General features: G+C 72.3%; 21 protein-coding genes. 11 read left to right on the forward strand and 10 right to left on the reverse strand.

Features of this window, described 5'->3' with window-relative positions:
- Positions 1-63: 63 nt before the first annotated feature.
- Positions 64-945 (reverse strand): winged helix-turn-helix transcriptional regulator, encoded by an 882-nt coding sequence (locus ACIP84_RS14190; RefSeq protein ID WP_401798026.1) that lies wholly within the window; start codon positions 943-945, stop codon positions 64-66.
- 218 nt (positions 946-1,163) lie between these two features.
- Here ACIP84_RS14190 and ACIP84_RS14195 point away from each other — a divergent pair, with 218 nt between their 5' ends.
- From ACIP84_RS14195 to ACIP84_RS14205, 3 genes are read left to right on the forward strand one after another with little or no spacing between them, the layout of a single operon-like run.
- Positions 1,164-1,958, forward strand: a complete 795-nt coding sequence (locus ACIP84_RS14195; protein ID WP_401798027.1) for an ABC transporter permease — start codon at positions 1,164-1,166, stop codon at positions 1,956-1,958.
- Positions 1,958-3,112, forward strand: coding sequence for an ABC transporter ATP-binding protein (locus tag ACIP84_RS14200; protein WP_401798028.1), 1,155 nt, complete (start codon positions 1,958-1,960; stop codon positions 3,110-3,112). The genes ACIP84_RS14195 and ACIP84_RS14200 overlap by 1 nt, the downstream gene beginning before the upstream one ends.
- A complete protein-coding gene (locus ACIP84_RS14205) occupies positions 3,109-3,939 on the forward strand; it encodes an ABC transporter permease (RefSeq protein ID WP_355968016.1) in 831 nt (276 codons plus the stop codon). The genes ACIP84_RS14200 and ACIP84_RS14205 overlap by 4 nt, the downstream gene beginning before the upstream one ends.
- 28 nt (positions 3,940-3,967) lie before the next feature.
- Here the strand turns inward: ACIP84_RS14205 and ACIP84_RS14210 are convergent, their stop codons facing one another.
- The 6 genes from ACIP84_RS14210 to thpR all read right to left on the reverse strand — a co-directional run bounded on the left by ACIP84_RS14210 (position 3,968) and on the right by thpR (position 8,479).
- Positions 3,968-4,504 carry a hypothetical protein gene (locus ACIP84_RS14210; protein ID WP_401798029.1) on the reverse strand — a complete coding sequence of 179 codons (537 nt, stop codon included), beginning with the start codon at positions 4,502-4,504 and terminating at the stop codon, positions 3,968-3,970.
- A complete protein-coding gene (locus ACIP84_RS14215; RefSeq protein ID WP_401798030.1) occupies positions 4,501-5,049 on the reverse strand; it encodes an RNA polymerase sigma factor in 549 nt (182 codons plus the stop codon). Before ACIP84_RS14215 ends, ACIP84_RS14210 begins: the two co-directional genes overlap by 4 nt.
- The gene (locus ACIP84_RS14220; RefSeq protein WP_355968025.1) at positions 5,036-5,542 is read right to left on the reverse strand and encodes a DUF3995 domain-containing protein; all 507 of its coding nucleotides are present in this window, start codon (positions 5,540-5,542) and stop codon (positions 5,036-5,038) included. The genes ACIP84_RS14215 and ACIP84_RS14220 overlap by 14 nt, the downstream gene beginning before the upstream one ends.
- Positions 5,543-5,905: 363 nt before the next feature.
- Positions 5,906-6,811 (reverse strand): class A beta-lactamase, encoded by a 906-nt coding sequence (gene bla / locus ACIP84_RS14225; RefSeq protein ID WP_401798353.1) that lies wholly within the window; start codon positions 6,809-6,811, stop codon positions 5,906-5,908.
- 160 nt (positions 6,812-6,971) lie between these two features.
- Positions 6,972-7,664, reverse strand: a complete 693-nt coding sequence (locus tag ACIP84_RS14230; RefSeq protein ID WP_401798031.1) for a VOC family protein — start codon at positions 7,662-7,664, stop codon at positions 6,972-6,974.
- Positions 7,665-7,846: 182 nt separating this feature from the next.
- A complete protein-coding gene (gene thpR, locus ACIP84_RS14235; RefSeq protein WP_401798032.1) occupies positions 7,847-8,479 on the reverse strand; it encodes an RNA 2',3'-cyclic phosphodiesterase in 633 nt (210 codons plus the stop codon).
- 736 nt (positions 8,480-9,215) lie between these two features.
- On the opposite strand from thpR, the gene ACIP84_RS14240 reads away from it, so the two are divergent.
- Positions 9,216-11,195, forward strand: coding sequence for a calcium-binding protein (locus ACIP84_RS14240; protein WP_401798033.1), 1,980 nt, complete (start codon positions 9,216-9,218; stop codon positions 11,193-11,195).
- A 44-nt stretch (positions 11,196-11,239) separates the two neighbouring features.
- Here ACIP84_RS14240 and ACIP84_RS14245 read toward each other — a convergent pair whose 3' ends face one another.
- From ACIP84_RS14245 to ACIP84_RS14255, 3 genes are read right to left on the reverse strand one after another with little or no spacing between them, the layout of a single operon-like run.
- Entirely contained in the window at positions 11,240-11,788 is a 549-nt protein-coding gene (locus ACIP84_RS14245; RefSeq protein WP_401798034.1) for a hypothetical protein, read from the reverse strand.
- An 11-nt stretch (positions 11,789-11,799) separates the two neighbouring features.
- Positions 11,800-12,462, reverse strand: coding sequence for a GDSL-type esterase/lipase family protein (locus ACIP84_RS14250; protein ID WP_401798035.1), 663 nt, complete (start codon positions 12,460-12,462; stop codon positions 11,800-11,802).
- Between the two features lie 12 nt (positions 12,463-12,474).
- Entirely contained in the window at positions 12,475-13,335 is an 861-nt protein-coding gene (locus ACIP84_RS14255) for a fumarylacetoacetate hydrolase family protein (protein ID WP_401798036.1), read from the reverse strand.
- Between the two features lie 152 nt (positions 13,336-13,487).
- Between ACIP84_RS14255 and ACIP84_RS14260 the strand changes: the two genes are divergently transcribed.
- From ACIP84_RS14260 to ACIP84_RS14290, 7 genes are all read left to right on the forward strand, one after another.
- Positions 13,488-14,498 carry a hydroxyacid dehydrogenase gene (locus ACIP84_RS14260; RefSeq protein WP_401798037.1) on the forward strand — a complete coding sequence of 337 codons (1,011 nt, stop codon included), beginning with the start codon at positions 13,488-13,490 and terminating at the stop codon, positions 14,496-14,498.
- Positions 14,499-14,799: 301 nt separating this feature from the next.
- Positions 14,800-16,125 carry an ABC transporter substrate-binding protein gene (locus ACIP84_RS14265; RefSeq protein ID WP_401798038.1) on the forward strand — a complete coding sequence of 442 codons (1,326 nt, stop codon included), beginning with the start codon at positions 14,800-14,802 and terminating at the stop codon, positions 16,123-16,125.
- On the forward strand, positions 16,122-17,117 hold the full coding sequence (locus tag ACIP84_RS14270; RefSeq protein ID WP_401798039.1) for a carbohydrate ABC transporter permease: 996 nt from the start codon (positions 16,122-16,124) through the stop codon (positions 17,115-17,117). The genes ACIP84_RS14265 and ACIP84_RS14270 overlap by 4 nt, the downstream gene beginning before the upstream one ends.
- A complete protein-coding gene (locus ACIP84_RS14275; protein ID WP_355968058.1) occupies positions 17,114-17,980 on the forward strand; it encodes a carbohydrate ABC transporter permease in 867 nt (288 codons plus the stop codon). Before ACIP84_RS14270 ends, ACIP84_RS14275 begins: the two co-directional genes overlap by 4 nt.
- Before the next feature lie 36 nt (positions 17,981-18,016).
- Positions 18,017-19,024 (forward strand): 5-dehydro-4-deoxyglucarate dehydratase, encoded by a 1,008-nt coding sequence (locus ACIP84_RS14280; protein WP_401798040.1) that lies wholly within the window; start codon positions 18,017-18,019, stop codon positions 19,022-19,024.
- A complete protein-coding gene (locus ACIP84_RS14285; RefSeq protein WP_401798041.1) occupies positions 19,021-20,289 on the forward strand; it encodes an enolase C-terminal domain-like protein in 1,269 nt (422 codons plus the stop codon). Before ACIP84_RS14280 ends, ACIP84_RS14285 begins: the two co-directional genes overlap by 4 nt.
- 51 nt (positions 20,290-20,340) lie before the next feature.
- On the forward strand, positions 20,341-21,672 hold the full coding sequence (locus tag ACIP84_RS14290; protein ID WP_401798042.1) for an alpha-L-fucosidase: 1,332 nt from the start codon (positions 20,341-20,343) through the stop codon (positions 21,670-21,672).
- Positions 21,673-21,689: the final 17 nt, after the last annotated feature.

Below are 21,689 nucleotides of genomic sequence, written 5' to 3' on the forward strand. Positions count from 1 at the left end.
CCGACTTCGGTGCCGATGACGCCCTATGGCGTGGCGGCGGACCGTTCACCCCTCGGCGGCCGATCACCCCCCGGCGACCGATGCCCCCTCGCGCCACGCCGTCTCCACGGCCGCCGGGATGTCCACCACCGGGAACTGCACGTGCCGTACGGTCCGTTCGCGATCCACGACCAGGATCGCGCGCTTCAGCCGGAGGGCCTGTCCCGCGCGGAACGTCGGGAGCCGGAGTGCCGCCGAGAGCCCGCTGTCCATGTCGGAGAGGAGCGGGAAGGGGATCTCCTCGGCCGTCGCGAACGCCCGCTGCTCGTCAGGGCGTTGGGTGCTGACGCCGCGCACCGCGACCCCTGCCGACGTGAACCTCTCGTACGCCTCCCGGAACAGCCGGTTCTCCAGCGTGCACCCCGCGGCGCCGGGGATGTCCGTCCAGTCGTCCGGCAGCGGGGCGGGCCTGGCCGTCGCGGGGAAGCAGAACAGGACGGTGGCGCCGGCTCCGGTGTCGACCGGGTCGAGCGCGCCGCCCGTGTGCGCCGGCAGCGTGAGCCGCGGCAGCCGGGTGCCGGGCAGGTCGTGGACGCGGTGCGCCTCGGCGCTCCGCTCGTCGGCGGAGGCGGTCAGCGAGCCGTCGCCGAGCAGCCAGCGGTCGGCCCAGTCCTGCATGGTGACCAGGACGGGCAGCAGTGCCCGCCCGGCGTCGCTCAGCCGGTACTCGAACCGCACCGGTCCCTCCTGGTAAGGGACCTTGTCGAGCACCCCGCTGTCGACGAGGTGGTGGAGCCGCTCGGTGAGCACCTTGCGGGAGATGTCCAGCTCGCGCTGGAGCTCGTCGAACCGGTGCCGCCCCCGCGCCGTCTCGCGGACGAGGAGCAGGCTCCACCAGTCGCCGACGACGGCCGCGGCCTGGGCGATGGCGCAGGCGGCGTCGCGGTCGGGAACGGCTCGTGCCATGACGTGTCCTCCTCGTTCGGGTCACCGGCCCGGGGTCCCGGGGTCCGGTCCGGGGTCCGGTCCCGGCCCGGACCGGACGGACCGGCCCGGACAGGTCCGTACCGGGCCCGTCGGTGATCCATCTTGCGCCATCGAGTGAGTTCCCGATAGAAACTCATTGTAAGTTCCCCATGGGAACTCACTTGGTTCCAGTGTTCTTCGGGGGAGGGATCCTTTTCATGCCCACAGCCTGGGCAACCGCCTGGCGCACCTGGCAGATGACCCGTCGCGCCTACCCATGGACGTACGCCGTCGGCACCGTCCTGCCCGCCGCGCTCACCATCGCGCTCGCCTACCTCGGCTTCCACGTCATCGGCGGCGGCGCCGACTTCGCCGCGGGCAGCGGCACCACCGCCTACCTCGCCTACATCGTCGTCGGCACCACCGCCTTCCACTTCGCCGTCCGACTGATCCTCTGGTCCGCGAAGGCCCTCATCACCGAACAGCGGCAGGGCACCCTCGGCGCCCTGCTCATCGCCCCTGCCGGCCGTCTCCCGTACCTGCTGGGCTTCACCGGCTTCGCGGTGCTCAGCAGCGTCCTGGAGTTCCTGACCCTCGGCCTGGTCGTCGCCGTCCTCGGCATCACCGTGCCGGTCTCCTCCGTGCCCGGCGCGCTGCTCGGCGCCCTCGCGTTGGTCGCGGCCGTCTTCGCGCTCTCGGTGGGGCTCGGCGGACTGATGATCGCGGCGGGCGAGGCCCACATCTCGCAGAACACCGTGTTCATCGTGCTCGGCCTGGTCGGCGGCTTCACCTTCCCGCGCGACTACCTGCCGGAACCGGCCCGCTGGTTCGCCGAACTCCTCCCCACCACCTCCGCCATGGACGTCCTGCACGGCAGCTTCACCGGCGGCCAGTCCCTCCCCGCACTCCTCCCGAGGCTCGCGGTCTGCGCCGCCCTCAGCTGCGCCTACCTCTTCCTGGGGCTGAGGTACCTGCCGCGGGCCGAGGCCCGTGCCGTCGAAAGGACGTACTGATGACCACGACCATGACCACGGCGATCGAAGTCCGCGGCCTGCGCAAGGACTTTCCCGTACGGGAGAAGGGGATTCTCGGCCCCCGCACCCTCAAGCGGGCCGTCGACGGCCTCGACCTCGACATCCCCCGCGGCCGCGTCACCGGGCTGCTCGGCCTCAACGGCGCCGGGAAGACCACCACCATCAAGATCCTCGCCACGCTCCTGCGGCCCAGCGCCGGCACCGTCCGCGTCGACGGCCGCGACGCGGACGCCGACGCCCGCGCCGTACGCCGTCGCATCAACCTCATCGCCGGCGGCGAGCGCATGGTCTACACCCGGATGACCGGTCGCGAGAACCTCTGGTACTTCGGCCAGCTCTACGACGTCCCGAAGGCCGAGCTGCGCCGCAGGACCGGTGAACTCCTCGACCTCGTCGGCCTGTCCGACGCGGCCGACACCATGGTCGAGCGGTACTCCCGCGGCATGACCCAGCGGCTCGCCATCGCCCGCGGCCTCATCAACCGCCCGGACTACCTCCTCCTCGACGAGCCGACCCTCGGCCTCGACGCCCCCATCGCCCGCGACCTGCGCCGGGTCGTCGCCGACCTCGCCGCGCACGACGGCACCGGGGTGCTGCTGACCTCGCACTACCTGGCCGAGGTCGAGGAACTCTGCGGCCATGTGTACGTGATCTCCGCCGGCCGTCACCTCGCCCAGGGCAGCCCGGCCGAGCTGAAGGCCGCGACCGGCAGCCACCGGACGGTCCGGCTGACCGTCACCGACCCGACGGAGCGCACCCGGGCCGTCGCGGAGGCCTTCGGGGCCACGCGCGAGACCCTTCCCGACGGCGGAGAGGTGATCACCCTGCGCCACCCCGGCGACATGGCGGGACCACTGACGGCGGCGGTGTTCGAGGCGGGCGGCTCCATCGGCGGTCTGGAGATCGCCGAGGCGAGCCTGGAGGACGCGATCCTGACCCTCGCGGAGCGGGGCGAGGCCGGCCTCGCGGGCCCGGGGTCCGATCGGCCCGACGCCACGCCCGCCCGGGCTGACGCCACGCCCGCCCGGGCTGACGCCATGCCCGTCCGGGCCGTCGCCGCGACCGTGCCGGCCGACGCCATGCCCGTCCCCTCGGAGGCCGCGACCGCCGGGGCCGAGGGCGGTACCCCGTGAACCGTCTCCGTCACGCCCTGCGGGTCTTCGCCGCGGAGACGCTCAAGCAGCACCGCAGGCTCTTCGGCCAGCCGCTCGTCGTCTTCTCCATGCTCGTCTGGCCCGTCCTCCAACTGGCCACCACCTACTACACCCTGCGCCCCGTCGCCACGGCCTCGCGGGCCGCCGAGAACTGGCCGCTCGCCGCCGACCCCGAGCGCCTGCTCGCCTTCCTGGCCACCGGCACCCTCGCGTACGCCTTCTTCTTCTCCCTCGTCCAGAGCGCCTGGCACCTCTCCTTCGAGCGGACCACCGGCACCCTCGAACTGCTCTTCCTCTCCCCGGCCGGCCGGCTCACCCTGATGATCGCCAACGGCGCCGGCGCGCTCCTCCAGAACGCCTGGCTGCTCACCTGCTTCACCGTCGCCGCCCTGACCGGCTTCGGCACGCTGTCGGTGTCGGCCTGGTGGATGTACGGGATCGTCCTCCTGGCCCTGCTGATCCCGGCGGTGGCGTGGGGAGCGTTCCTCAACAGCCTCCTGGTCTTCTCGCGGGACTCCGCCTTCCTGTACACGATCCTCGACGAGCCCCTCTGGTTCGTCTCGGGCGTCCGGCTCCCGCACTTCGCGCTGCCGGCAGCCGTCCAGGTCGTCGGCGCGGTCTTCCCGCTCACCGGCAGCCTGCTCGCCGTCCGCGGCGCCCTGCTCGAACACCGCACGGCAGGCGAACTCGCCCCGACCCTGCTCGGCCTCGGAGCATTGAGCGCCCTGCTCCTCGTGGCCGCCGCGCTGATCCTGCGGGTGGGCGAGGCCCGCGCCCGGCAGACGGGCGCGCTGAGCCTGGCCTGACAGGGCGGGCCGCCGGAACGGGGCGCGGTCACCCGATCCGCGCGGCCAGCCGCGTCATCGCCTGCTCCAGCTCGCGCCGCGCGCCGAACGGCACCAGCGCCGCCCGCCCGGGGACCCGTACGCCACCGGTGAGCGCGACCCGCGTGTGCCCGCCCTCCTCCTCGGCCTCCACGGCCGCCATCCCGATCACCAGGAACCGGCTCTGCAGCCAGCACCAGCCGGGCCGCAGCACGCCGTGGAAGTGCGCCCGCAGCCCGTACCGGCTGCGGGCGAGGGCCTCCACCCGTTCGCCGTCGCGCCGCAGGATCCGGACCGACCGCATGTCGGGCTGGAACTCCCCGAAGCCCTCCTCCAGATCACCCATCACCTGCCAGACCCGGGGGAGCGGCGCGGGCAGCACCCGCTCGACGAGCCGGGCACCCCGGACACCCGCGACCATGACGTGCATCCGCCGCACGTCGTCGAGCAGCAGGCCACCTGTGCCCTTCTCGCTCGCGCCGCCCCCACGGTTCGCGCCGCCCCCACGGTTCGCCTCGCTCTCGTTGCTCGCGTCGCTGTCGTTCACGCGGACCACGCCTTTCGGAAGCTCTGCCGGGCCCGGTGGAGCCGGGACTTCGCCGTGCCGGTCGGTACGCCGAGGAGCGCCGCCGCGGATTCCTCGTCCATCCCCTCGATGTCCCTCAGCACGAGCACGGCCCGGTGCCCGGGCGACAGGCGCGCGAGGACGTCGTCGATGTCGGCGGCCAGTTGTGGATCTCCCCGCTCCGGTACGTCGGCGAGCTCGGCCGGCCGCGCCCGCCCCGCCCGCTTCGCCACCCGCACCGCCTCCCGTACGGAGATGGCCCGCACCCACGCGTAGAGCGCCTCCGGCTCCCGCAGCGAGCGCAGCGAGGTGAAGACCGCGACCAGGGCCTCCTGCGTGGCGTCGGGCCCGTCGTCCAGCGCGATGGGACGGCAGATCCGGGAGATGTACGGGGTGAGGTGATCGAGCAGGTCGTGCAGGGCCAGTGTGTCGCCGCGCCGGGCGGCCCGGACCAGTAAGACTCCTCGGTCGGCGGGGGCGGCGATGTCGGCGGACCGGGCGGCGTGGACGGAGTCAGCGGGCGGCACGCAGAGCCGCCCCTCCGAAGACCAGGCACAGCGGTGTGTACACGAGCGCGTTCAGCCACGGGAACGCCGCTCCCGAGCCGTCCTTGCCGACGACGATCCACACCAGCCCGGCGGTCCCGCGGAGCAGGATCCCGGCGGCGACGGCAGCCGTGACCAGGCGCGGGATTCCGCGTCGGCGGCCACCACCGCGCGCGTGGAGCGCGACGGCGAACGCCGCGCAGCCCTCGAGCGCCGCGAGCGGAAGGACCACGGCCGGCCCGAAGGAGACGACGCTGCCGAGGACGGCGAGCGACAGGGCCCGCTCGTCGGCGGCGGGCCAGGTCAGGCCGGTGGCCCAGATGAGGTGCACGAGCGCGAGGACGGCGAGCAGCGCGGCGACGCCGCGTCCGCCGATGATCGTGCGAGGCCGCTCGATGTCGATGACCGCCATGGTGTTCCCCTCCGTTCCGAGGCCGACGCCGCAGCGCGCCGACACCCCGAGGAGGAGCAGCACGGCCCGAAGGTTCCCTGTGATCCGGCTCACGTCGATGAGTCCGGGGTGCCGGGGCGCTGGGGAACCAGGGGCCGGGAACGCAGACGACCCGTGGGCCTTGGTCCCGTCCGCTCGAGTTCGGACGGGAGCCGGCCGGATTACCGGCGGCCCACGGGTCGGGTGACTGCGTGGTTTTCGGCAGGTGACCTGCCGAGGTGCACAGAGTGCGACGGCAGGCCGTTAGCCCGCAGTCACCTCACGAATCCGAAAAGAAACCATGTTCTCGGATCACCTCCTTTCAGCGTGTGACCACAGCCTAGGAAAGCCCGCGGCGACGCTCAAGTCATTTATCGCGCGCCTTTTTTCTGATCAGCGGAGTTCCGGTCAGCGGAGCTCCGCCGCCACCAGCGCGGCCGCGTCGGCCACCAGGGGATCGACGGGCGCCGCGTCCTCCGCGAAACGCGTGGTCAGCACGGTGAGCACGATCGGGCCGCCGTCCGGTGGCCAGGTGACGCCCGCGTCGTTGTTGCCGCCGTAGCGACCGCCGCCGGTCTTGTCGGCGAGTATCCAGTCGGCGGGCAGTCCCTTGCGGAACCGCTCACCGCTGGTCGTGTTTCCGAGCAGCCACGCCGTGAGCCGCTCCCGGTCCTCGCGTGGGAGGGCGTCGCCGAGGACGAGGCGTCCGTAGCTGCGTCCGATGGCGCGGGGCGTCGAGGTGTCGGTCCCGCGCCACGGTTCCGCCGAGTTCAGCTCGGGCTCCCAGCGGTCCAGCCGGGTCGTACGGTCGCCGATCGACCGGGCGAAGCGGGTGACGGCGGTCGGACCGCCCAGCTCGCGCAGGAGCAGATTGGCGGCGGTGTTGTCGCTGAAGCGCAGCGTGGCGTCGCACAGTTCGGCGACGGTCATCCCGTGGGCGAGGTTCTCGGGCAGCCCGGTCTTCGGGGACCAGCCGGACCGCTCGACCTCCGCCGCCGTGTACCGGATGCGCCGTGCGAGGAAGGAGCCGTCGTGGTCGAGGTCCCGCAGCACGGCCGCGACGGCGAAGGTCTTGAAGACCGAGCACATGGGGAAGCGCTCGTCGGCGCGGTACGCCACGGAACGCCCGGACCGCACGTCGTGGGCGAACACCCCGAGCCGTGCGGAGTGCCGCTCCTCCAGCTCCCGGAGCCGGGCGACGAGGCCCTCCCCGCCGGGTGTGGAGGCGTACGCCGTCCCGCCGAGCGGTAACGCGACGGCGAGCGCGGCACCGGCACCGAGCACACTGCGGCGGGACGGGCTGAAACCTGTGATGGGCAAGGTGTCTCCCTTTCCGGAGCGATCACTGCACAGGGAGACACGCACAGGTACCCCCGAGCGGTTTCGACCCGCGCGGACGGGCCCCGGGGAGCGGCACGGACCTCCGACACGCGACGGCCGCAGCCGCCGCCGCCCGCTGTCAGCCGCGCCGCCGTCAGCCGTCCCGTCCCTGCCACGTCGTGACGCAGGCCTCGTTGCCCTCCCGGTCGGCCAGGACCCAGAAGGCCGGGGCCCGGTCATCGGACACGAGACGGCCGCCCGCCGTCAGCGCGGCGTCGATCCTCCGCAGCGCCTCGTCGTGCGGCACGCAGAGGTCGAAGTGGATGCGGTTGCGCTGCGGGCGCGGAACGTCCATCTGCTGGAACCACACCGCCGGGCCCTGCCAGAGGGGGTCGACGAGCGCGTCGGTGGGTCCGTCGTGGCCCTGTTCGTCCGCGTACCCGAGGAGCGCCTTCCAGAACGGCCGGATCGCGGCGATGTCGAGCGCGTCGATCGCGATCTCCAGGAGCTGGAGCGACCGCGGTGCCCCCGTCGCGATCTCGGGTTCGGTGCGCAGCCCCAGCTCGCCGACGGCGGCGGACACCCGGTGCGCGAGTGCGACGTCCAGGGTGGTGACGCCCGCGTGCTCGGCGGACTGCAGGGTGAGAAGGATCCGCCCGGGCCGGATGTCGAGGGCCAGGTGCCCGTCGGCGTCTTCACCGCACGCGGCGACCGCGACCGCCGCGACGTCGACGGCCCGCGCCATCGGACCGACGGGGACCACCGTGCGGAGCCCGCCCAGCAGATAGCGCCAACCCGCATCACCGACCGCGGCCGAGGCGCGCGGGCCGTTCAGTGTCGTCTCCATGCCGGCCATCCTCGCAGCCACGGGCACCGGGGCGACGCGCCATCGAGGAAACCGGGGTGCGGCCCCGCCAGGGTCACCGCACTGACAGGGTCACCGCACTGACAGGGGTTGCCGCACCGACAGAGCTGCGGCACGCAGAGGTTGCCGCAGATCGGCAGGATCGCCGCACCACCAGGGCGGGATCAACGCCCGTCGAACGTCCAGGCCTCGATGTCGCGGTACCGGATGGGTCCCGGTCCCCGGCCGAAGTCGCTGGCCACCAGGTGGAGCTTCTCGGCCCGCCAGGGGCGACCGGTGAAGCCGGCAAGACCGGCGGCCACGTCCACCACGCTCGACGGGTCGTCGCGGCGGGCGCGGGCCAGCGTCAGATGGGGGCGCAGCGGCCGGTCCTCGAAGGGGATGCCGCACTCCTTGACCACACCTCGCACGTCGGTGGCGAGCCGGTGCAGCCCGTCGACGTCCCCGTCGATCCCGCTCCACAGCACCCGCTCGTCGAAGTGCCCGCCGCCCCGCAGTGCCAGTTCGACCGGCCCGCGCGAGGCCGCGAGGTCCGCGAGCGGCGGCCCGAGCAGCGGCACGGTCCCGACCGGCAGCTCGCCGAGGAACGCCAGGGTGATGTGCCAGTCCTCGATGCGGTTCCACCGCATCCGGGGGTACGCGTCGTACGCGCGGCGGAGCTCCCGCTCCAGCTCGTCCTTCGCCGCGTCGGGCGGGGCGAGCGCGATGAAGACGCGAACCGTCGCCGCCCGGTCCCGGTCCTCCCGATCCCGCTCGCCCCCACCGGGCTCCGTTCCCTGCCCCCGTGCCTGAGTCATGATCCGTTCCCTGCTCGCCGGCCGACGTGCTCGCCCTGCCGGCCGTGCTCGCCCTGCTCGTCCTGCACCCGGCGAGGCCGGTGCCCGTTTCGGATGTGAGGGTACGCGCTGTCCGAGCGTCCCCCGCTGCCGGGACCTCGACCGTCAGCGCGCGAACAGGGCGCCGACGAGACGCTGGGCGACCAGCCGGGGCGGCGTTCCCGGCCGGGCCCGAGGTGCCCGTCGCGTAGACCGCGCGCAGGTTCAGGTCACGGGTGGCGGAGACACCGCTCCGGTACCCCGTGTCCGAGCCCGTCTTGCCTGACCGGCGGCGCGGCAGGGACGAGGAACGACGCACGGGAACTCCCCGGGAAGGTGATGATCGGCTTCTTCGAGTCTGCCCGCCCGCCCGGCCCGGTGCGCCAGGGACCGCCCCGGGCTCCACCCTGAACCGTCCCTGACACCACATCAGGGAACGGTTCCCGCCACCACAGGGCCGACTCAGGAGCAACCACCGCATGCCGGCCGAGGCGGGCAGCCCCGGCGGGCCGGGATCGCGCCCCGTGCGCTCCCTCGCGGGGGTGGTTCGCGGGGGCCGGTGGGCGTAGTCCGGCACGGCCCGCGGGGACGGGGCCCGCTCCGCCACGAAGCTGTGCGCTGCTCCCCGTACACCACGAAGACGGAGGTTCGTACGCAGATGACCCACGTACAGCTGAGACCGGCGGATCGGCGGCGCAGGCCCGGCGGAAGGGCCGGGGTGCCGGTCGCACTCGGCATGGCGCTCGTCCTCGCGCTGCCCGGCACCGCCTTCGCCGCGCCCGGCGATCTGGATCCGTCGTTCGGCCCCGACGGCCGGGTGACGACTCCGATCACCGGCTACGCGGAAGGCCACGACATCGCGCGCCAGGCCGACGGCAGGGTGGTCGTGGTCGGTGTGAGCGAGGCCGGCTTCACGCTCGCCCGCTACGACACCGACGGCGGCCTCGACACCGGCTTCGGCGGGGACGGCATCGTGACCAGCGACTTCGGCGGTGGCGGTCACACCGCCAACGCCGTCGCGATCCAGCCGTCCGACGGGAAGATCGTCGTGGTGGGCACCACCGAGGTGATCGCGGAGGAGGGCGGCGGATGCTGCTTCTTCTCCGTGGCCCGGTACAACACCGACGGCAGCCTCGACGCGGGCTTCGGCGACGGCGGCCTGGTGCGCGTCGAGGAGTTCGGCGGGTCCGCGGACGGCGCGGACGTGGCCGTCCAGCCCGACGGCAGGATCGTCGCCGCGGGCAAGGGCGGCGGTGGAGGCTTCGCGCTCGTCCGCCTCGGCACCGACGGCACCCTCGACCCCGGCCTCGGCGGCGACGGGGCGGTCGTCGCGGGCTTCACGCCCACCTCGCCGCAGGACGGCGGTGGTATCGCCCGGGGCATGGCGCTCCAGCCGGACGGCAGGATTGTGTCCGTCGGCTACGTGGGCAACACCGCGTTCGACATCGGCGTGGCCCGCTACAACAGCGACGGAACCCTCGACACCACCTTCAGCGGTGACGGCATGGTGACCGCGGACTTCGGCGGCACCGAGTTCGGCAACGCCGTGGCCGTCCAGCCCGACGGCAGGATCGTCGCCGCGGGTTCGGGCGGTCTCGGCTTCGCCGTCCTCCGCTACAACGCCAACGGCACCCCGGACGCCGGCTTCGGCACGGGCGGTCGTACGTCGGTGAACGCCCCCGGCGACGGAGGCATCGCGTACGGTCTGGCGCTCCAGCAGAACGGCAAGATCGTGCTTGCCGGACGCGCGGACGACCCGAACAGCTCCGAGGCCAACGACTTCGGCCTGGCCCGTCTCCACGTCAACGGCGCGGTGGACACCGGCTTCGGCGGTGACGGCTTCGTCGTGACCGGCTTCAACGACTTCGACGAGGCGCGTGGTGTGCTCGTCCAGCCCGACGGCAAGATCGTCGCGGCCGGGTACGGAGCGGGCTTCGCCTTCGCGCTCGCCCGCTACCAGGGGGGTGACGGCACGACTCCGCCTCCGCCGCGCGCCGATCTGTCGGTGACGAAGACCGGGACGGCCGCGGTGAGCATCGGCGACCGCGCCACCTACACGGTGCGGGTCACCAACGCCACGACGTCCACGGCCACAGCGACCGGCGTGTCGCTCTCCGACACGCTCTCGGGGGCCGGTGCGACGCTCGTCTCGGCCGTTCCCTCACAGGGCACCTGTACGACGACCGCGACCGGTGCGACCTGCGCCCTCGGCTCCCTGGCCCCGGGCGCGAGCGCGACCGTCACGGTCACGGCCGAGCCCCGGGCCGTCGGCACCCTCACCAACGCGGTCGGCGTCAGCGGCTCGCCGCAGGACCCGGTGACCTCCGACAACACGGCCACCGCGACCACGTCGGTGAACAACGCGCGCGGGTGCACCGTCATCGGCACCAGTGCCGCGGAGACCATCAACGGTGGTTTCGGTAACGAGGTGATCTGCGGCCTCGGCGGCAACGACACCATCCGGTCGAGCTACGGCAACGACACGGTCCACGGCGGCTTCGGGAACGACAACATCGACGGCGGCTACGGCGACGACACCCTCAACGGCGGCCCGGGCAACGACACCCTGGCCGGCTCCTACGGCAACGACCGCCTCACCACCACCGACGGCGTCTCGGGCAACGACACCGCCAACGGCGGCGCCGGCACGGACACCTGCACCACCGACCCGGGCGACAGTCGCATCAGCTGCCCCTGACGAGAACCGGGAAGGCCGCCTCGTCTCGCGCCCGTACGCCGTGGTCAGCCGAGGTCGGTGAGCGCGTCGGACACGGCGCCGGGGCGTCCGGGCCTCAGGAGCTTCTCGAAGACGGTGAGGACCAGTTCGTCGGTCTCGTCCAGGGGAAGGTGATCGTCGCGGCTGACGTGCCCGTCCCGGGGGCGGAAGCCGTGCTTGACGAACGACGCGATGCGGGCGCCGTCCCGCATCGCGTCCGCGCTCCGGCCGTCGGTGTGCACGAACGTGTAGCTCCGGCCGTGGACGCCCGCCCGCCCGGTCTTCTCCCGGCGACGCCCGTCGGCGCCGCCGTCGCTGACGTAGGCCCCCGGGTCCTGCGGACTCAGCGAGATCGCGCTCGGCCCACGGGCCGGCAGGGACGGGCCGTCGGCCTCGAACGCGCGGCTCGTGACCGCGTTCTGGCGCTTGGCGAACCACCCCGTGAAGTGCTGCACGGGTTCGATGGGGACGGACGCCCGGACGCTGCCCCCGGCGTCGATCACGTCGGCGCGGGTGCGGGCGTCGTCGACGTCGATGCGCCAGCCGCTGCGGGTGGGCCGACGCCAGAGGGGCATGTCCGTCATGGTCACAGCCTCTCAGACGAGGTGCTCCCGCCTTCGCACGCCCTTGGGCTCCGCCCGTCCGCCGCGGCCGCCGCCAGCCACGCGCGCGCGATGACGCGGTGGCCGAGCGGGCTCGGATGGACCCCGTCCGGGGCGATGGCCCCAGCGCCGTACACCTCGGCGGCGCGGGCCAGTTCCAGGTCCGTGCGGACCACCGTCGCGCCGTGAGCGGTCGCCGTGCGCAGGACGGCGTCGGTGCGGGGTGTGAGGTCCTCGAACCAGGTCTCCTGTTCGGGGCGGGCCGGGAGCAGGAACGGCGTCATGACGAACAGCCGGGCGGCGCACCTCTCGTCGGCGAGGGTGAGGACGCGGTCGAGGGAAGCCTCGAACTCCGGTACCGGGCTGAGGAGTCCGCGGTCGTACCGGCGCCAGGTGTCGTTGATGCCGATCAGGACGGTGACGACCGAGGGGGCGAGGGCGAGGACGTCAGTGGCCCAGCGTGCCTCCAGGTCGTGGACCCGATGGCCGTTGACGCCCTTGTTGACGACGGTGGCGGGGGAGGGCAGGGCCTCGGCGATCATCCGTACGTAGCCGTCGCCGAGGGACGTGGGGTCCTCGCGGTCGCGGCCGGAGTCCGTGACGGAGTCACCGATGAAGAGCAGCCGGTGGTCCCGGGTGAACCGCATGCGCGTCTCCTGTCAGGCCTGTCGGAAGGTCTGGCGCATGGTGCCGAGGCCGTCGATTCCGCACTCCACCACGTCGCCGTGCCGCAGGTAGGGCCGCGGCTCGGGCCGGCCGAGGGCCACACCGGCCGGGGTGCCGGTGTTGATGACGTCCCCGGGGTACAGGACCATGAACCGGCTGAGGTACCGGATGATTCCGGCGACGGGGAACACCATGTCCGCGGTCGATCCGTGCTGACGCTCGACGCCGTTCACCGTCAGCCGGAGCGAGAGCTTCTGCGGGTCGGGGATCTCGTCCGGGGTGACGAGCCACGGGCCGAGCGGGTTGAACGTCTCGCAGCTCTTCCCCTTGTCCCACTGACCGCCCCGCTCCAGTTGGAACGCGCGCTCGGAGACGTCGTGCGAGACGGCGTACCCGGCGACGCACGCGAGCGCGTCCTCGTCGCTCTCCAGGTACCGGGCGGTCCTGCCGATCACCACGGCCAACTCGACCTCGTAGTCGGTCTTCACGCTGCCCCGCGGAATCAGCACCTCGTCGTGCGGCCCCGAGACCGTCCACGGGTCCTTCATGAAGACCACGGGCTCGGCGGGGAGTTCGGATCCCGTCTCCGCCGCGTGGTCACGGTAGTTGAGGCCGATGCAGACGACCTTCCCGGGCCGTGCGACCGGCGCCCCGACGCGTACGCGGTCGGCCGGACGGTCCATGGCCGGCAGGGCGCCCGCCGCCACGGCCTCGGCGAGCCGGTCGAGCACGCCGTCGGAGAGCGAGCGGTGGTCGATGTCGTCGGCGATGCCGGAGGCGTCGAGCAGCCCGCCGTCCCCGCCCAGGACCGCGAGGCGCTCCGCCCCCGCTTCCCCGATCCTCAGCACGCGCATGCCAGCCATCCTTCACGATAGACATCGGATGTATCGACTCTGGAATGCAAGCAATCGCCCACACTTTTGTCCAGCCCTTTCACCGGATCAGGTTTGTCCTCCGATGTATCGTGTGGCCCGCCGATACCGCCACGCCCCAGGAGGCCGAGCCGATGGCAGCTGCGACAACAACGCCCCACGTCCTACTGGTCATGGAGGAGGAGCGCAGAGCCGATGTCTATCCGGCTCACGTCCTGGAGGACATCGGACGCCTGGGGCGCTGGCGCGCCCCCGCCCTCACCCGGGACGCCCTCCTTGCGGACCCCGGGGTGCTGGAAGGGGTCGACGTCCTGCTCACCGGCTGGGGAGCCCCGGTGCTCGACGCGGCGCTGCTCCGCCATGCGCCGAGGCTGAACGCGGTGATGGTGGCGGCCGGTTCGGTACGGCACCTCACGCCACCGGAGTTCTGGGCGCGCGGCATCCCCGTCGTCTCCGCGGCCGCGGCCAACGCCGTCCCCGTCGCCGAGTTCAGCCTCGCCCAGATCCTGCTCGGCCTGAAGCAGGTCCACCGCCTCGGTCGCGAGGTGACGGTCACCCGCCGCTTCCCGCACGACCCGCGGGTGTCCGGAGGGTACGGCTCCCGCGTGGGCCTGCTCGGACTGGGCGAGATCGGCCGGCTCGTCGCCCGGCACCTGCGGGCCTTCGGCGTCGAGGTGCTCGCCTTCGACCCGGTGATCGATCCGGCCGCCGCCGGGGAACTGGGTGTCCGACTGGCGGGCATCGACGAGCTGTTCGCCTCCTGTGACGTCGTGAGCGTCCACGCCCCCCTCCTGCCCGAGACCGAAGGCCTCGTGGGCGGGCGGCTGATGGCGCTCCTTCCCGAGGGCGCGACCCTGGTCAACACGGCCCGCGGGGCCGTGCTGGACGAGCCGGAGGTGATCGGAGTGCTCCGTGACCGGCCCGATCTCACCGCCGTGCTCGACGTGACCTGGCCCGAACCGCCCGCCCCCGACTCGCCGCTCTTCACGCTGCCGAACGTGCTGCTCACCCCGCACCTGGCCGGTGCCATGGGCCGGGAGCGCGCCCGCCTGGGTGAGCTCGTACGCGACGAACTGCGGCGGCTGGTACGCGGCGAGCCCCTGCGGCACGCCGTCGCACCCGCCCAGGCCTCGACCCGGGCGTAGCCTGGCCTGTTTCCCGCGGCCCGAGCCCTCGCGTCCGCTCAGACATCGGAGCTTTGATCGATGTCTGAGCGATGCCCCTCGGGAGCGCTCCCCGCGTCCAGGCGAAGCGCTTCGCCTCCCCACCCTGCTCCCTGACTGCTCAAGAGGGTGATGAGAGCCTCGACGGGGACGCGTCATCCAGCACCTTCCTTCGTTCCAACTCTTTTCATTCATCGGACTATTGACCCTCGTTCGGCCGAGCGTTAGCGTCCCCGGCAAGCGCTTACAGGCCAGCTGCCGAGGGCGGCGAACAGGAGTTGTCATGCAGAGAACGCGATGGATCGGTGCGGGTCTTCTCGCCTCGGCGTTGGCCCTGACGAGCTGTACGTCCGGTCCTGCCGGGGCGGACGCCAAGCAGGACTCCACGGCGGAACTGGAGCTGTGGACCAGGACGACACCCGGCGGCCCCGGGGAGAAGGCCACCCTGCGGCTGGTCGCAGGCTTCGAGAAGGCCACCGGGCACAAGGTCAAGGTCACGGCGATCTTCGACGACTTCGAGACGAAGCTCCAGCAGCGAGCCGCCCAGCGGCAGTTGCCCGACATCGTCATGAACGACGTCACCCAGCTCGGCGCGATGCACAGCCAGGGGCTCCTCAGGGAGATCGACCTGGACAAGATCAAGAACAGTGGGGACCTCGTCGAGCAGGGCCTGAACTCCGGCAAGAGCGTCGACGGAAAGCAGTACGGCATCCCGTACTCCGCCCAGGCCGGTGCCCTCCTCCTCCGCAAGGACTGGCGCGAGAACCTGGGACTGGAGGCCCCGAAGACCTGGGACGACCTCGCCGCGCTCGCCACCGCCTTCACCACCCGCGACCCCGACGGCAACGGCAGGCAGGACACCTACGGCCTCGCCGCCCCGCTGTCGACCAAACGCGGCTACGCCTCCTGGTACTTCTCCAACTTCCTCTGGGCCGCGGGCGGGGACTTCATCACCGAGGCCGGCCAGGGCACGTACAGACCGTCGATGACGAGCAAGGAGTCGACGGAGGCCATGCGCTGGTTCCGCGCCCTCGGCTGCGACCGGAAGGTCGTCCAGCCCGGCGCCGTCACCATGGACACCCCGCCGACGAACGAGACGTTCGAAGCGGGCAGGACCGGCATGTTCGTCGTCGGCCCCTACCTCATGCCCCGCTTCGACAAGTCCCTCGGCAAGGACAAGTACGAGGTCGTCCCCATGCCCAGGGGACCGAAGGACGCCACCGTGCTCGCCGAAGGCGGCACCGTCTATCTCATGGCCGGTTCGGAGAACCACGCCGGACAGGACGCGTTCGCCGGATACGCCATCTCCGCCGAGGGCCAGAAGATCGGCATGGAGGGCGTCGACGGCTCCACCGTCCAGCTCCCCGTGAACAAGACGGTCGACGTCACCGAGGTACGCCCCGACCTCCGCTGGAAGACGTACGCCGACGTCTACCGCTCCTCCGGGCGCTACGCCCCCTCCATCCCCAACTGGACCCCCGTACGGCAGACCACCGCCGAGACCGTCAACGCGCTGATGGCCGACTGCTCCCTCGACCTCGGCGAGAAGCTGCGTGAACTCGACACGAAGCTCGCCGGGATCCTCCAGGAGCAGGGAATCGCCGGATGACGAGCCTCGACCAGGTGAAGACGGCCGCGGACCCGGCGGCCGGCTCCACCCCGCCCGCCCGGCGCGGGCAGGCGCCGACCGCGCGAGGAGGAGGCGCGCCGCCCGTCTCCCGCCGCGTGAGGAACCGCCGCGGCGGCCGTTGGTGGACTCCGTGGCTCTTTCTCGCCCCGGCCCTGATCCTCTTCCTCTACTTCAAGTTCATCCCCATGGCCAGCGCGCTGACCATGTCCTTCCAGGAAGTCCAGCCCTACCTCGGCAACCGGTGGGTCGGCGGCGAGAACTACGCCACCGTGCTCTCCTCGGACGGCTTCCGCGAGGCCGCCTGGCACACCGTCGTCCTCGCCGTCGGCCAGACCGCAGGCTCGATGCTCCTCGGCCTCACCCTCGCCCTCCTCATGGAAGGACAGGGCCGCAAGCTCGGCTTCGTCCGCTCGGCCGCCTTCCTCCCCGTCGTCGTGCCGATCGCGGTCGTCGCCGAACTCTGGCGGATCATGTACCACCCCACCGAGGACGGCATGCTCAACTCCCTCCTCGGACTCGTGGGGTTCGGCCCGTCGGGATTCATCAACGACCCCGACACCTCGATGGCCTCCCTCATGCTCACCGGCATCTGGCGGGGCGCCCCCTACGACATGATGATCTTCCTCGCGGGTCTCGCCGGAGTGGACCGCGGACTGTACGAGGCCGCCAAGGTCGACGGAGCCTCCAGGTTCCAGCGCATCCGCCACGTGACGCTCCCCGGCCTGCGCGCCGTCCTCACCATCCTCTTCATCCTCGCCGCCATCCGGGGCCTGCGCGTCTTCACCGAGGTCTTCCTGCTCACCAACGGCGGCCCCGACGGCTCGACCGAAGTCGTCATGACCGTGATCTACAAACTGGGCCTCGAACAGAACCGGCTCGGCGTCGGCGCCGCCGGAGCCGTCCTGCTGTTCCTGGCGACGCTGCTCCTCACGGTCGGCGTCCACCTGTTCCGACGGAGGGGCAACGAATGAGCGCGCCGACCGAGACCGCCCTCGGGCTGACCGAGAGCCGCAGCGCCGCAGGCCGCGCCCTGAAGGTCCTCACGTACCTCCTCGTGCTCGTGGTCTTCGCGGGACCGCTGCTCGCCCTGCTCGTCAGCGCCTTCAACCACGTCAAGGACCCCACCCAGCTCAGCGTCGTCCCCTCCGACCCCACCGTCGACAACTTCACCGTCGCCTTCGACCAAGGCGTCCTGAAGTACCTCCTCAACTCGTTCTTCGTCGTCGGCTTCGGACTGCTGCTCCAGGTCGCCGTCTCCGTCCTCGCGGGCTACGCCCTCGCCAGGAAGCGGTTCCGCGGCATGACCCTCGCGTTCGTCGCGATCCTGGCCACGCTGATGCTGCCCGAGGAGATCCTGGCCATCCCGCTCTCCGTGATCCTCGCCGACCTGCCGGTCGTCCACATCGACCTGATCGGCTCCCTCGCCGGCATGATCGTGCCCGTCGGCGCCTGGGCGTTCTCCATCCTCGTCATGACCGAGTTCATGAAGGAGGTACCGAAGGAGCTGGAGGAGGCGGCGCGCATCGACGGCGCCGGAGACCTGCGGATCTTCGCGCAGATCATCCTCCCCATGTGCAAGCCCGCACTCGGCGTCATCGGAGTCTTCGGCTTCACGATGATCTGGGACCAGTACCTGCTGCCCCTGCTCGTGGCCACCGACTCCTCCTCGTACACCCTGCCGCTCGCCCTGCGCACGCTGCGGGTCGACCCCCTCGTCACCCCCGGCGTGGTGATGGCCGCGTCGCTGCTCGCCCTGCTGCCGTCCGTCATCGTCTTCCTCTTCTTCCAGCGCTCCTTCGTCCACGGCCTGTCCAGCGGCGCCCTCAAGGGCTGACCCGAACGGCCGACCCCTCCGAAAGGACCACCTCCCGTGCTCCCGTCCGGTCTGATGTCCTTCCCGCTCACGCCGTTCACCCCCGCCGACGAGGTGGACACGAGCGTGTTCGCCGACCACATCGAGGACCAGCTCGCCCACGGCCCCGCCGCACTCTTCGTCGCCTGCGGCACGGGGGAGTACTCCTCGCTCAGCGCCGCCGAGTACGCCGAGGTCGTCCGGCACGCCGTATGCGTCGTCGCCGGCCGCGTGCCCGTCTACGCCGGCGCCGGAGGAGGCCTCGGCAACGCCCGGGCAGCCGTCACCGCCGCCACGGACGCGGGCGCCGACGGGATCCTGCTGCTGCCCCCGTACCTCGTCGGCGGCACCGAGGACGGCTACCTCGGATACGTGGAGTCCGTCGCCCGCGCCGGACACCTCCCCGTCCTCGTCTACCGGCGCGGCCTCGCCAGGATCGGTGTCTCCACCGCCCTCAGGCTCCTCTCCGTACCCCAGGTCGCCGGGATCAAGGAGGGCGACGGCGACCTGGACTCGATGGCCCGCATGGTCACCGCCGTACGCACCAGCGGCCACCCCCGCGCCGAGACCTTCGCCTTCCTCAACGGACTGCCCACCGCCGAGGTCAGCGCCACCGCCTGCCGGGCCATCGGCATCCGCGACTACTCCTCCGCCGTCCTCTGCTTCGCCCCCGACATCGCCCGCCACTTCCACACGGCCCTGACGACCGGCGACACCGCCACCACCGGCCGGCTCCTCGCCGATTTCTACCTGCCGCTCACCGCCCTCCGCGACCAGGTCCCCGGCTACGCCGTCTCCCTCGTCAAGGCCGGAGCCCGCCTGCGCGGGCTCGACGTCGGCCACGTCCGAGCCCCGCTGGTGGACGCGGCACCCGACCACGTCGACCAGCTGAAGGACCTCCTGGCCCGGGGACGGCGCGCCCTGGCCGACGTGACGGGCGGCGGCGCCGGCTCCCCCGTGACGGAAGGCGCCGACGCAGAACTCGCGCCGGAACAAGGTGCCCCCGCCGTGGCGGTCGCCTCGTGAAGGTCACCTCCGTCGTCGTCACCCCCGTCGCCTTCGCCGACCCGCCGCTGCTCAACGCCGTCGGCGTCCACGAGCCGTACGCCCTGCGCGCGGTGGTGGAGATCAGGACCGACACCGGCGCCTACGGCCTGGGCGAGAGCTACGGCGACGCCGCCCACCTCGAACTGCTCCGCGCCGTCGCCGACGACCTGCCGGGCCTCGACCCCTTCGACCTCAAAGAACTCTCCCGGAGAGCCTCCGCGATCGTCGGCGGCCGGGTGGCGCGCGACGCCCACGGCCTCATCGGCGCAGGCGGAGCGGCCAAGACGGTCGCGAGCGTCACCTCGCCGTTCGAGGTGGCCTGCCACGACCTCCAGGGCAAGCACCTCGGCAGGCCCGTGTCCGACCTCCTCGGCGGCGCCACCCGCGACCGCGTCGACTTCTGCGGCTACCTGTTCGCGAAATGGGCCGCGCACCCCGGCCACGAGCCGGACGCGTGGGGACCGGCCCTCGACCCGGCCGGACTCGTGGCGCAGGCCCGGCTCCTGGCGGACCGCTTCGGCTTCCGCTCGTTCAAGCTCAAGGGCGGCGTCCTCCCTCCCGACGACGAGGTCGCCGCGATCCGTGCCCTGCGCGAGGCGTTCCCGGACCATCCGCTCCGCCTCGACCCCAACGCGAGCTGGGACCCGGAGACCGCCGCCCGGGTGGCCGACGAGCTGACGGGAGTACTGGAGTACCTGGAGGACCCGGTCGCCGGCATCCCCGCCATGGCGTACCTCGCCAGGACCGCCCCGATGCCCCTCGCCACCAACATGTGCGTGGTCACCTGGGAGCACCTCACCGAGGCGATCCCCGCCCGGGCCGTCGGCGTCCTGCTCGGCGACCACCACTTCTGGGGCGGCCTCAAGGCCACCCAGCAACTGGCGGCCGTCTGCCACCACTTCGGCGTCGCGATGTCCATGCACTCCAACTCCCACCTCGGGATCAGCCTCGCCGCGATGGTCCACCTCGCCGCCGCCACCCCCGCCCTCACCCACGACCTGGACACCCACTGGCCCTGGAAGCGGCCCGAGGACGACGTCGTCACCTCACCGTGGAGCCTCGCCGACGGCGCGATCACCGTCCCGCGCACACCCGGACTCGGCATCGAACTCGACCGCGACGCACTGGACCGGCTCCACGAGCAGTACCTGGCGTGCGGCCTCACCCGCCGCGACGACACCGGCTACCTGGCCCGCGTCGCCCCCGACGTGCGACTCCGCGAGGACGTCCACGAACCGGCCTGACCGCTTCGCCGTCCCGTCCCGCCCCTCCCCACCGCACAGGAACGATGCCCCATGACCTCCACCAGCGCCGACGCCGACCGCCCCACGGCCCCTTCGCCCGACACGACCTGGTTCACCCACGACCGCTTCGGCATGTTCGTCCACTGGGGCCTCTACTCCCTCGCCGCGCGCCACGAGTGGGTGAAGACCCGGGAGAAGATGACGGACGACCAGTACCAGGTGTACTTCGACCACTTCGACCCCGACCGCTACGACCCGGTCCGGTGGGCGCGGACGGCGAAGGCCGCCGGCATGCGGTACGTCGTCCTGACCACCAAGCACCACGACGGCTTCTGCCTCTGGGACAGCCGGCTCACCGACTACAAGGTGACGAAGACACCCCACGGCCGCGACCTGGTCGGACCCTTCGTCGACGCCTGCCGCGCCGAAGGGCTCAAGGTCGGCTTCTACCACTCCCTGATCGACTGGCACCACCCGTCGTTCCCCGTCGACGGAACGCACCCGCAGCGCGACGACGAGGAGTTCAAGGCCGCGGCGGCCGACCGCGACATCCGGGAGTACCAGGAGTACCTGCACGGCCAGGTCCGCGAACTGCTCACCGAGTACGGACGCGTCGACTACCTCTTCTTCGACTTCTCCTACGCGGGCCGCGAATGGTGGGGCGGCAAAGGCCCCGACGACTGGGACTCCCCGCGACTCATGGCGATGGTCCGCGAACTCCAGCCGCGCATCCTGGTCAACGACCGGGCCGGCCTCCCCGGGGACTTCGTCACGCCCGAGCAGTACCAGCCGTCCGCCCCGATGACCCTCGGCGGCCGCCCCGTCCTGTGGGAGGCCTGCCAGACCCTCAACGGAAGCTGGGGCTACGACCGCGACAACCTCGACCACAAGAGCCCCGACCTGCTGATCCGGATGCTCGTCGACGGCGTCTCCAAGGGCGGCAACCTGCTGCTGAACGTCGGCCCCACCGGCCGGGGCGACCTCGACCCGCGCGACACCGCCGCACTCGCCGAGATCGGCCGCTGGACCGACCTGCACGAACGGTCCGTACGCGGCTGCGGCCCCTCCCCGTACACGCCGAGCGCCGACTGCCGCTACACCCAGCGTGGCGACCGGCTCTACGTCCACCTCTTCTCCTGGCCGCTGCGCCATCTGCACCTGCCCGGTCTCGCGGGCCGGGTGCGGTACGCCCAGCTCCTGAACGACGCCTCGGAGATCCTCCAGGAGCCGCTCGACCCCGACCGCCCGGCGATGAACACCCAGATGGGCGGCCAGCCGGCGGGCACCCTCACGCTCCGGCTCCCGGTGCGGCGGCCCGACACACCCGTGCCCGTCATCGAGCTGCACCTGACGGACCCGTCCGGGCCCGGCGCCTCGATGTGACGGGCCGTACGCGTACC

Source organism: Streptomyces sp. NPDC088707 (assembly GCF_044752725.1).
Classification (GTDB): domain Bacteria; phylum Actinomycetota; class Actinomycetes; order Streptomycetales; family Streptomycetaceae; genus Streptomyces.

Coding starts and splice junctions, on each gene's coding strand:
- ACIP84_RS14190 (WP_401798026.1), bottom strand. CDS start 945: ATGGCACGAGCCGTTCCCGACCGCGACGCCGCCTGCGCCATCGCCCAG.
- ACIP84_RS14195 (WP_401798027.1), top strand. CDS start 1,164: ATGCCCACAGCCTGGGCAACCGCCTGGCGCACCTGGCAGATGACCCGT.
- ACIP84_RS14200 (WP_401798028.1), top strand. CDS start 1,958: ATGACCACGACCATGACCACGGCGATCGAAGTCCGCGGCCTGCGCAAG.
- ACIP84_RS14230 (WP_401798031.1), bottom strand. CDS start 7,664: ATGGAGACGACACTGAACGGCCCGCGCGCCTCGGCCGCGGTCGGTGAT.
- thpR (WP_401798032.1), bottom strand. CDS start 8,479: ATGACTCAGGCACGGGGGCAGGGAACGGAGCCCGGTGGGGGCGAGCGG.
- ACIP84_RS14245 (WP_401798034.1), bottom strand. CDS start 11,788: ATGCCCCTCTGGCGTCGGCCCACCCGCAGCGGCTGGCGCATCGACGTC.
- ACIP84_RS14250 (WP_401798035.1), bottom strand. CDS start 12,462: ATGCGGTTCACCCGGGACCACCGGCTGCTCTTCATCGGTGACTCCGTC.
- ACIP84_RS14255 (WP_401798036.1), bottom strand. CDS start 13,335: ATGCGCGTGCTGAGGATCGGGGAAGCGGGGGCGGAGCGCCTCGCGGTC.
- ACIP84_RS14260 (WP_401798037.1), top strand. CDS start 13,488: ATGGCAGCTGCGACAACAACGCCCCACGTCCTACTGGTCATGGAGGAG.
- ACIP84_RS14265 (WP_401798038.1), top strand. CDS start 14,800: ATGCAGAGAACGCGATGGATCGGTGCGGGTCTTCTCGCCTCGGCGTTG.
- ACIP84_RS14270 (WP_401798039.1), top strand. CDS start 16,122: ATGACGAGCCTCGACCAGGTGAAGACGGCCGCGGACCCGGCGGCCGGC.
- ACIP84_RS14275 (WP_355968058.1), top strand. CDS start 17,114: ATGAGCGCGCCGACCGAGACCGCCCTCGGGCTGACCGAGAGCCGCAGC.
- ACIP84_RS14290 (WP_401798042.1), top strand. CDS start 20,341: ATGACCTCCACCAGCGCCGACGCCGACCGCCCCACGGCCCCTTCGCCC.